At 50.3% G+C, this 10,234-nt stretch carries 8 protein-coding genes and 1 other RNA gene; 4 read left to right on the top strand and 5 right to left on the bottom strand.

The annotated features are described in order from the left end of the window. The first annotated feature begins 143 nt into the window (after positions 1-143). Complete coding sequence (locus tag ACWA6V_RS10435; protein WP_449522429.1) at positions 144-2,249, top strand: TonB-dependent receptor family protein; 2,106 nt, start codon at positions 144-146, stop codon at positions 2,247-2,249. A 52-nt stretch (positions 2,250-2,301) separates the two neighbouring features. Here the strand turns inward: ACWA6V_RS10435 and ACWA6V_RS10430 are convergent, their stop codons facing one another. The 4 genes from ACWA6V_RS10430 to ACWA6V_RS10415 all read right to left on the bottom strand — a co-directional run bounded on the left by ACWA6V_RS10430 (position 2,302) and on the right by ACWA6V_RS10415 (position 7,166). Further along, positions 2,302-2,727, bottom strand: coding sequence for a DCC1-like thiol-disulfide oxidoreductase family protein (locus ACWA6V_RS10430; RefSeq protein WP_449522428.1), 426 nt, complete (start codon positions 2,725-2,727; stop codon positions 2,302-2,304). 243 nt (positions 2,728-2,970) lie between these two features. Next, positions 2,971-3,687, bottom strand: a complete 717-nt coding sequence (locus ACWA6V_RS10425) for a tRNA (adenine(22)-N(1))-methyltransferase (protein ID WP_449522427.1) — start codon at positions 3,685-3,687, stop codon at positions 2,971-2,973. Between the two features lie 74 nt (positions 3,688-3,761). Next, on the bottom strand, positions 3,762-4,676 hold the full coding sequence (locus ACWA6V_RS10420; protein WP_449522426.1) for a DMT family transporter: 915 nt from the start codon (positions 4,674-4,676) through the stop codon (positions 3,762-3,764). A gap of 141 nt (positions 4,677-4,817) precedes the next feature. Further along, complete coding sequence (locus ACWA6V_RS10415) at positions 4,818-7,166, bottom strand: TonB-dependent receptor (RefSeq protein WP_449522425.1); 2,349 nt, start codon at positions 7,164-7,166, stop codon at positions 4,818-4,820. A gap of 241 nt (positions 7,167-7,407) precedes the next feature. Between ACWA6V_RS10415 and rnpB the strand changes: the two genes are divergently transcribed. Continuing rightward, an RNA gene (gene rnpB / locus ACWA6V_RS10410) (RNase P RNA component class A) lies at positions 7,408-7,790 on the top strand. Positions 7,791-7,835: 45 nt separating this feature from the next. Here rnpB and ACWA6V_RS10405 read toward each other — a convergent pair. Beyond that, positions 7,836-8,534: a PEP-CTERM sorting domain-containing protein gene (locus ACWA6V_RS10405; RefSeq protein WP_449522424.1), complete on the bottom strand. Its 699-nt coding sequence runs from the start codon at positions 8,532-8,534 to the stop codon at positions 7,836-7,838. A gap of 538 nt (positions 8,535-9,072) precedes the next feature. Here ACWA6V_RS10405 and mraZ point away from each other — a divergent pair. Both mraZ and rsmH read left to right on the top strand, forming a co-directional pair. After that, the gene (mraZ, locus tag ACWA6V_RS10400) at positions 9,073-9,519 is read left to right on the top strand and encodes a division/cell wall cluster transcriptional repressor MraZ (protein WP_331353200.1); all 447 of its coding nucleotides are present in this window, start codon (positions 9,073-9,075) and stop codon (positions 9,517-9,519) included. 8 nt (positions 9,520-9,527) lie between these two features. Next, the coding region (rsmH, locus tag ACWA6V_RS10395; RefSeq protein ID WP_449522423.1) for a 16S rRNA (cytosine(1402)-N(4))-methyltransferase RsmH at positions 9,528-10,234 on the top strand (707 nt) is incomplete at its 3' end.

Here is a 10,234-nt window from a genome sequence, read left to right as displayed (position 1 = left end):
TTGATGTAAGTTTGATGTAAATTATTCCTGTTTGTTATAGTGGCGCATCTGAAAATGTATGGCACACGTATCTGATTGCCATAATCAGCTGCAGTCAGTCGCGTTGATGCGATTGTTAACCACTAAAACCCAAGGAACTTTACATGCGTTATTCCGCGATTCCCGCTGCTCGCGCAGCCCGTTTTTTACCTAATCCACTTGCTGTTGCTATGGCGCTAGCTTTGAGTGGTGCCGCTTTGCCTGCCATCGCCGAAGCAGAGACCAAGGTGCTACCGAAGGTGGTGGTTGTGGGTACAGAGGAGGGCGATAGCGAGCGCCAGCCAGGTGCTGTTGCGATTGTGACGGAAGAAGAGCTGCAGATTCGTCAACCCCGTTCGACAGAAGAGGCCTTGCGATCAGTGCCCGGCGTGGCCATCAAACCTGAAGAAGAAAGTGCGATTGTTGCCAATATTGGTATTCGTGGTCTGAGTTCTGCCGATTACAAAACCTTGATCCTTGAAGATGGTGTGCCCATCGCGCCCGGTTTGTTTGTGGGCAATGGCCGCTACTACAACCCGCGTATCCAACGCATGGAAACGATTGAAGTCCTCAAAGGCGCCGCTTCTTTGCGTTACGGCCCCAGCACCATTGGCGGCGTGATTAACTACATCACCAAGCAACCTGAAGATGGCGTTCAGCTTGAGGCGCGCGCCGGTTCATTCAACAGCCGTGAGGCGACACTGGAAGTCGGTGGCTCAACGCCATCGCAGGAAGCGCAGTTCGGCGCTTTCATCACCCATGCCAGTAGCGATGGTTTTCTGGATAAGGGTTATGACATGACCGATGTGATGATCAAAACCGGCTTGGCGTTGGGCGATAATCAGTGGTTGAGCCTGAAATTCAGCGATTACGACAGCGAGGCCAACATCTCCTATCGCGGCCTATTCCTGCGGGCTTACAAAGAGGGCGCGGACTACAATCCGGCACCGGACGATTATTTTATCAGTGGCCGTCGCGCGCTGGATTTGAACCACGAGTGGGACATCAGCCCGACCGCCAAGCTGACCACGTTGGTGTACGGAAGTGAAACCTATCGTGACTACTGGCGCTATGCCACCAACAATGCCGCTTCAGTGGCCGCCGGGCGCTGGGTTTATACCGACAGTTTGAACGGCAACAACCGCAGCTTTGATCGGTTTGGTATCGATAGCCGCCTCAAGCTGCAGCATCAGTTGTTTGGTTTGGCGAACGAGGCGGAAATTGGTGTGCGGGCGATGAATGAATCTATGGATGATGTGACCATTGCCGCGACCAGGGCTACGCCGCGTACCGGCACCATCAGCAGAGATGCGGTTGAATCCGCCGATAGTCTCGCCCTTTATGCACAAAACCGTTTCACCCTGTCTGACCGTTTTGCGGTGACTGCAGGCTTGCGCGCTGAAAGTTACGAGCAAACCAGCAAAAACAAACGCGCTGCAACCAATAATGAGGCCGACACTTCCAACACGGAAATCCTGCCGGGGCTAGGTGCTACCTATCAGATCAATCCTGCGCTGCAAGGTTTTGCAAGCGTCTACAAAGCCTTCTCGCCCGCGCTCAATAGCGATGCACTTAACGGCTTGGAAGATCAGCAGCTGGACGCTGAGCGTTCGGTGAATATCGAGGCGGGTGTACGTGGCGCGCGCGAGCAGTTGACCTACGAGTTGACTTTCTTCCGTATGGATTTTGACAATCAGATTATCCCGGCCAACTCGAACAGTCAGTTCCAGCGTACCAATGGTGGTGAGACGCTTCATCAAGGTCTTGAAGCGGCACTGGGTTGGGAGCTGGGCGCTGGTTTTACCCTCAAATCCAGCGCTACCTACATTCCAGATGCGGAATTTGTGGGCGCGCGCCGCGATGCGAATGGCAACATCACCACACCCGATGGCAATCGCGTGACCTATGTTCCTGAGTGGGTGACCAACATGAGCCTGGAGTACAAAACCGGCAAGTTGCGCACCGCACTCAGCGTGCATCACACCGGTGAGCAATACACGGATGTGCTTAACACCAAGCCTATCACCGAGAGTACATCCGGCTTTTTCACCGGCCAGATCAATAGCTATACGCTGCTGGATTTGAACGCGATCTACGAGTTCAGCAAGGATCTTAGCCTGAGCGCCAGCGCCAAGAACCTGACCGATGAACAGTACATCGCCAGTTTGCGTCAGGGTATTTACGTGGGTACCGAACGCAGCATCGATGTGGGGGTGAAATTCAAGTTCTAACAGCTGCTCGCCGTTGCTGCCTAATAATCTCGCCCTGTGCGGGATTATTTTTTTATGAAGCCGACGTTTTTGAATCTTTTTTCAAGTTGTCGATATAGCGGATGCCGAGCAATTTCAGCAAAAGTGTACGAAAGGCTTTACCGATTGGGTAGAAAATTTTTGACCCCACTTTAGTGCTAAACACATAATAATTAATGCGATTAAAAATGCCGGAGGGTGTACTCAGCAGCGTGAGCATATGAATTGCATCTGGCCCATAGTAGATAGCATCTTTAAATTTCAGCACCATACCCTGATCGATATCCAACCCCAAGCGGGTTATCTCATCCATCAACTCACCTGGCTGGCGTGCATCAACCAAATGCAAATTGCCGACCGCTGCGCGTATGCGGATATATTTACAGTAGGTTTTGCATACAGGGCATTCGCCGTCGTATACCAGCCATACGTCTACTTTGGGATCTACATCCGGAGTCATATTTTTTGCCACTTTGATTTACATTTTGCTATTGCAACATGTGAGCAGACTTAAGAAGTTTTTAATGCCTGATTTGGAAAAGCATCGCTCGCGAGTATATATACCACTAATACTTCGGCTATTACTAATATCAGTTAATGGATTTTTATCTAACAAGATAATGTCGGCGCGTGCGGAAGCCTGGTGAGAAAAATATTTTTGGGGTGCGTGGTCTGTGAGGGTGAGTACTGTTTGGTGTTTTGGCTATAGATAAAATGATTGTGCAGCTATAGTGCTATAGGCATCAATAATATGCTGCACTTCAGCTTTACGACTTAATTGAGCCCTCTTGTAGTGATCCAGTGTTTTCTTTAGGTAATCAGCAGCGATTTTTGCTTGTTCAGGTGTGTTGCTTTGCCAGATGAGGCTGCCAATGGGATTTATTTTTGAGTTGGAAATTTTTTCTGTTGAGACTAATAAAATTTCATAAAAGCGCTGGTTTTCAATAATCAAGGTTTCAGCTTTCAAGCTGAAATCGAATTGGATTAGCTGCTGTCGTAAGGTGAATTGATGGTGTACTGGGCAGAGTAAAAAATCGATTTCACATGCAGGATTTTTTTGATAAATCGCGCGAACTAATTCCGTCATTAAATCGCCGCCAACTCCGGCAATTATCACGAGATGTTTTCCGCTGAGTTGTTGTAAGGGCAGGGCTGTGACGTCTATACAGTGCACTTGCCATTGAGTGTGCGGATCAGGCTTTTTTGGAAAAAACTGTTTCAGTTTATGTTCCAGTTCATGCATAAGATCGGGAACTATATCCACGAAATGAATATTAGGCGCTGCGTGTCGCGAAAGCAGTGCAGCGCCTAACAAACCATGGTCGCAGCAGCAATCCCAAATGTGATCGTATTGCTTGGTTACCATGGATTCAATGTGTTGCAGGCGTTTGCCAAGGTTGATTTTTTTGCTGGTACTCATTTGTTAGGTGGTCTTTTTTTTTAAGTGTTCCAGCACCATTTAACAAAATAACCTGGCGGAGTTGGTGCGGGTTTCTAGTGGGATTTGAACGCAATAATAAGGCCTGATGCCGCCACAATCGCCATACCGATCAAGCTCATGCTGTCGGGGATGGTGTCGAAAATAATCCAGCCCAACAATCCCGCCCAAAGTAGTTGCAAATAGGTAGTTGGAGCTAGCATGGATGCGGGCGCATGCCGATAGGCAAGGGTAAACAGGTAGTGTCCCAAGCCGCCGCTAACCCCCATGCTCAGCAGTAAAATCACCTCTAACTCACTTGGCGCTTCATTTTCCCAAAACCAGGGCAGGGCGATGCCAAAGATAATTGAGCCAAGCAGTGCTGTGTAAAACAGCAGGGCGATGGCTTTTTCGGTGCTGGCCAGTAAGCGCGATAACAACTGATAAGTCGCGTTGGCTGCCGCTGCACCCAGCGCAAACATAATGCCTACAGCATCCAGCCCACCCCCGGGGCGGGCAATCAGTAGCACGCCGATAAAGCCAGTGACGATCGCCGCCCAGCCCCAGCCGCCAATCTTTTCACCCAGCATGGAGCCGGCGAGTAACGCTACCAGCGTGGGCGCGAGAAAGTTGATCGCCGTGGTTTCTGCCAGTGGCATGCGGTGCAATGCCATACCCATACAGAGCGACGCGATGGTCAATACAACCGCGCGCGCGACCACTAATCCGGTGCGCTGGGTGTAAACCAGCTGAGCTGAATGGCGCGGGGCGAGGATCATCACCATCAGCAAAAAATGGACGATATAGCGCATCGCCACCACAAAGGGAACGTTGTAATGGGTGGTCAGGTATTTGGTGGTGCTGTCCATGCACGCAAAGAGAAACAAGCCAGCGGCGGCGAGCAGGAATCCTTTAAGAGCATTGTGTTGCAGCAAGATTGTGGTGTGCGGGGCTTTTTTGGGTGCAGGTTGCCCAGCGGGTGAATCGCTCATTACTGTTAATCCGAGAGATGAAGCAAAAAATAAGTCATATTAATAGTAGCAGTAATGTGGGCGAAGGATTAGCGCGTAAGTCTAAAAAGGCAAACCCCAGCACTGGGCTGGGGTTTGTTGATACTTTTTTGCTGCCGTGGATTAAAAGCGAATGGTTCCCTGTAGCGCTATATTTCTAGGGCGTTCGTAGAAGGCGTAGTAGCCTGTGCCGCTCGATACTGTAGTCGCTACCGGTAAACCGTTGGCATAGGTAACTACCGATTCGTCCGTCAGGTTTTTGCCGATCAATGCCAATTCCCACATGTCATCGTTACCGCTCAGCGCAATACGAGCATTAATTTTGGTGTAGGACGGCTGCTCAAACTTGGGATCCAATGACGGAGTGGTCAGGTACTCAGTGCTATATATAACGTCCAATGTATTAACTAATTTGAGGCCATTGCTGAAGTTCAAGGTGTAATCGATGCCCACATTCCCCTGAATTTCCGGGGTGAATTCACGGCGTTTGCCGGTGGCATCACACACAGTTGGGTTGGTTGGGTTGCGCTCGGATGCAGGTTGCCCAAAGTAGCATTGCGAGTTGGGGAAATCGGTGTATTCAAAATCGATGTAGGCTGCGCCACCGCGCAACATGACGTTATCAATGACTGCCCAGCGGCCATCAATCTCAAGGCCTTGCACTACAGCTTCACCCGCATTGGTCACGTTGAAGCTGAGGCTGCCATCGAACTGGCTGGTTTGCATATCTTCGAATTCAGAGCGGAATGCGGCAACGTTCAACTCTGCTGCGCCATCGGCCAATACAAGCTTCGCACCTGCCTCGAAGTTTCTAACCTTTTCCTCTTCAAATTCCCAAGTGCCCTCAATATTTGGGTAAATACCATCCAGTTCATTAGGCGCAGCGTTGGCACGGACGTCAAAACCACCGGACTTAAACCCTGTGGTGTAACTGAGGTAGACCATGTCTGTGCCCCAGAAATCGTGTTGGAATGTGATCAGTGGCGTAAAGCCGGATTCATCTCGATCACCTTTAACTGCATGAGGATCGATCTTGAATTGGCTCCAGATCAGGTTGTAAGGCTGCGCTGTGGTTCCCTGAGGCAGAGTCACGCCAGTATTGCTAACGTGATACTGGTGGCGACTAGCTTCTTTGGTTTCCTGGGTATAGCGGGCTCCCACAATCAACCGCGACAAGTCGGTGAAATTCCATGTCCCTTGGGCGAATATTGCGGCCAGATCTGTATCCTGTTCGAAGTCGCGCTGGGTTGATGCACCGCGCAGTAAATTAGCGGCTTGGGCACCGAGTAGTGATGAGAAGGCGGTAGCGATAAAGCTGTCAGTGGGAACGCGCACTGCATCGTGGAACTTCAGCGAGCTGCTTTGGAAAAACACACCTCCGAGATAGCTGATAGTTCCATCCTCGGGTGACGTGATACGAAGTTCCTGGCTGACCTGACTGTAATCCTCATCCGATAGGATGTTAAAGCCTGATGCCCCGGTAAAATCGCAGTCGCACAGCTCTTGGTAGGTGTAGGCGTTGTAACCAGTCACCGAGGTGATAGTGTGCTCGCCCAACTCCCGCTCGATATTGAGTGTGATGTTTTCAGTATCGTTATAGCTGTAATCGCCATTTGATTGGCGCTTCCAATCATGAGTCGTATCAAGTTGATAGGCGCCTTGAGTGAAGAACGATAGGGCATTCGCGTAAGATCCTCCCACCGGTTTAACGACTTCGATGTTGCGCCCATTACTGTCGAATGATCCATCTTCCATCTTGAGGGTAATGTCCCACAGGTCGCTCGGTTGCCATTGCAGGGTCGCACGGATCACGCGATTTTTATCGCCGGACTCGTCGCGATCCAGCGTGGTGTTCTCCATATAGCCATCGAGGCTGCTTTGTAAAATGGCAAGGCGGCCACCGACGGTATCGCTGATTGGGCCTGACAATATCAGGCGCACATCCTGCTCGCCGTGTTCCGGCTCGTAGAGCGCACTGAGTTTTCCTTCCAGTTCATCACCAGGCTTGGCAGTGGTGATACTGATTGCACCTGCGGTGGAGTTTTTGCCGAAGATGATACTTTGCGGGCCGCGCAGGACCTCTACGCGTTCGATATCCAGAAAGGGCGCGCGCGACAACTGCGCGCGACCGTAGTGAATTCCGTCTATAAATTGTGCCGCGGACTGCTCAAAACCCTGGTTTACACCGGAACTGATGCCACGGATGGCTATGTTGGTACCTATACCGGTCTGAGTCATATTGAAGCTGGGGATGTAATCCGCCATGGTTTCGATATTAGTGATACCGGCAGATTCGATTTTCTCTCCCCCGAGTGCATTCACCGACAATGGAACATCGCGCAGGCTTTGCGGACGTTTTTGTGCAGTTACCATCACCTCTTCAAGTGCCGGGCTATCATCTTGGGCGATTGCAGGTGCAGTCAGAGATAAAGCGATAGCCGCTGCGAGAAGGTTATGCTTGTGCGCTTTCACGGGAGAGTCTCCTTGGCTTTTATTGTGAAGTTTGTGCGTGAAGAGTGTTAATTGCCCAAAGTGGGGCAATAAATACTTGTTAATTAATAGCTTAAAGTGGCAAAAATACCAGTTAATGAAAAGCTTTGCTCCAAAGTGGTAATAAGGCTGCCACTTTTGGTGACGAAGTTCGCAAAAAAAGTGGCTTTTGTTCAAAGGCTGAACTTGCGCTTGTCGATTCTGGCGAGTAAGGTGCGGCCTCGGAGTCGGCCCGACAGTCGCTCTGATGTTAACTGAATATCTCTCTTGAGTGTTATTTGGTGCATCGGGGAGGAAAGTCCGGGCTCCATAGGGCAGAGTGCCAGGTAACGCCTGGGAGGCGCGAGCCTACGGAAAGTGCAACAGAGAGCAGACCGCCTAAGCATTCGCAAGAATGACGGTAAGGGTGAAAGGGTGCGGTAAGAGCGCACCGCGCAACTGGCAACAGGCTGCGGCATGGTAAACCCCACTCGGAGCAAGACCAAATAGGAATCCATTGGTGCGGCCCGCATCGGATTCGGGTAGGTTGCTTGAGGCTAGCGGTGACGTTAGTCCCAGATGAATGACTGTCCACGACAGAACCCGGCTTACAGGCTGACTCCGTTTTTATCCACTCATTGCACTTGATTATGTTTTTTTGATGCACACTTTCTAAGGTGCTACGTATCGCAAGCTGAACGCCTTTACCTGTTTAATCACCAGCAAACTTAGTCCCAGAACTAGCATTAAAATGCTCGATGGTTCGGGTAGTGTCGTATCAATACTAAGCTTGTAGTAGTAAGTTGCAGAGCTCCACGATCCAAGGATGATTGAGCCAACATTTTGATTGGTTAGATCAAACGTATGTTTGTAGCCCCATATGGGAACTCCAAAGTCTCCTGTAATGCCCACGGGTATAATTGTTTCGCGCCTGATCAGGTTACCTTGTGGCGTGAAAAGAAATGCAAATTGTTCATCACTGTTAAAATTCTCTGCCTCAAATCCAAAGCTGAGCACAGGTTGTGTAAACCTGATTGCGATGGCGCCGTAAATTGCATTTTCTTCAGGGTAGTTTGCCGGTTCATTGAGGGTGTCTTGTAAATTGCCAAGGCCATAGGTGCCAGATTGGCCATTGTCCGAGCCAAAATATTGGGAGTAGTTTCCCGAAAACTCGGTATCTGCCTGATTGACAATTAGCGCGCTGATATTAGCTTGCTTGTTTTGCTCTTTGCTTACCCAATGCAGTGTTGCCAAGCTGCCGAAGTTGTTGGTGATGTTGGCACCAGCCGTCAGGTCATTGGCATTAATAAATCCACCAAAAGCGTTGGTGGCGAATATCATTGAGAGCAAGAAAGTGAGGATCTTGTTCATTATAAAAACTTCCTAGTTTGATGAAGGCTTATTGTCCCATAGGGATAGCTCCAGATTCTGTTGCAACGATCATACATATCGATCATTTTCGGTGCAACGAGACGGGACTTGATTTAAAAGTGTCCTCTAGGTTAGGCTGCCCGCTTTGGCGTATACCGCTACTTTTTTAGGTACAATGCTCCTAAGATTCAGCTTTTTACTGCTTACAGATCCTGATTTGTGCCCTCCTATCTCTTATATAGATCTAATCCTTATATAAATTCCCTATTATCACTGCGAAATAATTACATACTTAATGTTTTACATTAAGTATGGCGCCTATCTTTTTGTTTTTGTTGTTTAAGTTGGTTTTTGTGGTTCGTCCCCATTGCATTTTCCCTTCATGTTTGACGAAATTTCCCGATTTTCGCAGTGATTTTATGCGCCTTTTGGCAATTGCTTGCTTGACATTGCATCACCCCGATTTATAGTGAGCGTCGTGGGGAAATGTGGGTAATTGTGGATTTTTGTGGAAAATAAACCCGGCAAGTGGTGAAACGTGTCCGATTTAACAGGTAGTCACTCCATCAGCATGGACCCCAAGGGTCGCATGGCGATACCAGCGCGCATCCGCGACTCGCTGGCAGCGTCTGGTGCTGCGCGTTTGTGGGTGACTGCACACATGTATGAACGCTGCCTGTTGGTTTACTCCGAAGCCGAATGGCAACCTGTACTTGCCAAGGTGCAAGCACTTCCCGCTGGAAATGAGCATGTTCGCCGGATTCAACGCCGTTTTATTGGGCAGGCAGTGAATCTTGAGATGGATGCGAATGGCCGTGTTCTGGTTCCCCCCACCCTGCGCGAATTTGCGCATCTGGATAAAAAACTCATGTTGGTTGGTCTGGGCAATAAGTTGGAGCTGTGGGATGAAGACAGCTGGAACGCCCTGATGGATCAGCCGGCAGAAGGCGATATGCCTGCCGACTTACAAAATCTCTCTTTTTAGGTACCGGCGTGGCTGACTCACAACATATAACCGTGCTCTTGAATGAGGCGGTCGCGGCGCTAGTCACCGATACCTCAGGCTTTTACGTGGATGGCACCTTTGGGCGCGGCGGCCACAGTGCCTTGGTGATGCAGCAGCTATCTGCCGATGGCCGGTTGCTCGGAATCGATAAAGACCTGGCCGCTATCGCCACTGCCAACGCCCGTTTCGCTGATGATGCCCGCTTTGCAATCGCCCACGGTTCGTTTGCGGAATTGGCTCAGCTTGTAGAGGCGCGCGGGATGACTGGTCAGGTCGCTGGTGTCTTGCTGGATTTGGGGGTGTCGTCACCGCAATTGGACGAAGCCGAGCGCGGTTTCAGTTTTATGCAGGATGGCCCGCTCGATATGCGGATGGACCAGACCCGCGGCCAAAGTGCAGCGGATTGGGTTAACACCGCGAGCGAAGACGATATCACCTGGGTGTTTAAAGAATATGGGGAAGAGCGTTTTGCCAAGCGTATGGCGCGCGCCATTATCGCTGAACGCCAAAAGACACCTTTTACGCGCACCAAGCATTTGGCGGAAGTGATTAAAGAGGCAAATCCCGCGTGGGAGAAGGGCAAGCATCCTGCGACTCGTGCCTTCCAGGCGATCCGCATCCAGGTCAACAACGAGTTGACTGACCTTGACTCGGTCCTGGAGCAGGCACTCGCTGTACTTGCACCGGGTGGCCG

It is taken from the genome of Cellvibrio sp., assembly GCF_053579595.1.
Note: the sequence above shows the minus strand (reverse complement) of the source record. Positions and strands in the feature narration are given on the sequence as shown.

What these genes read in the sequence shown, in the direction of transcription:
- ACWA6V_RS10430 (WP_449522428.1), bottom strand. Translation starts at nt 2,727, where the DNA reads ATGACTCCGGATGTAGATCCCAAAGTAGACGTATGGCTGGTATACGAC.
- ACWA6V_RS10425 (WP_449522427.1), bottom strand. Translation starts at nt 3,687, where the DNA reads ATGAGTACCAGCAAAAAAATCAACCTTGGCAAACGCCTGCAACACATT.
- ACWA6V_RS10435 (WP_449522429.1), top strand. Translation starts at nt 144, where the DNA reads ATGCGTTATTCCGCGATTCCCGCTGCTCGCGCAGCCCGTTTTTTACCT.
- ACWA6V_RS10405 (WP_449522424.1), bottom strand. Translation starts at nt 8,534, where the DNA reads ATGAACAAGATCCTCACTTTCTTGCTCTCAATGATATTCGCCACCAAC.
- ACWA6V_RS10420 (WP_449522426.1), bottom strand. Translation starts at nt 4,676, where the DNA reads ATGAGCGATTCACCCGCTGGGCAACCTGCACCCAAAAAAGCCCCGCAC.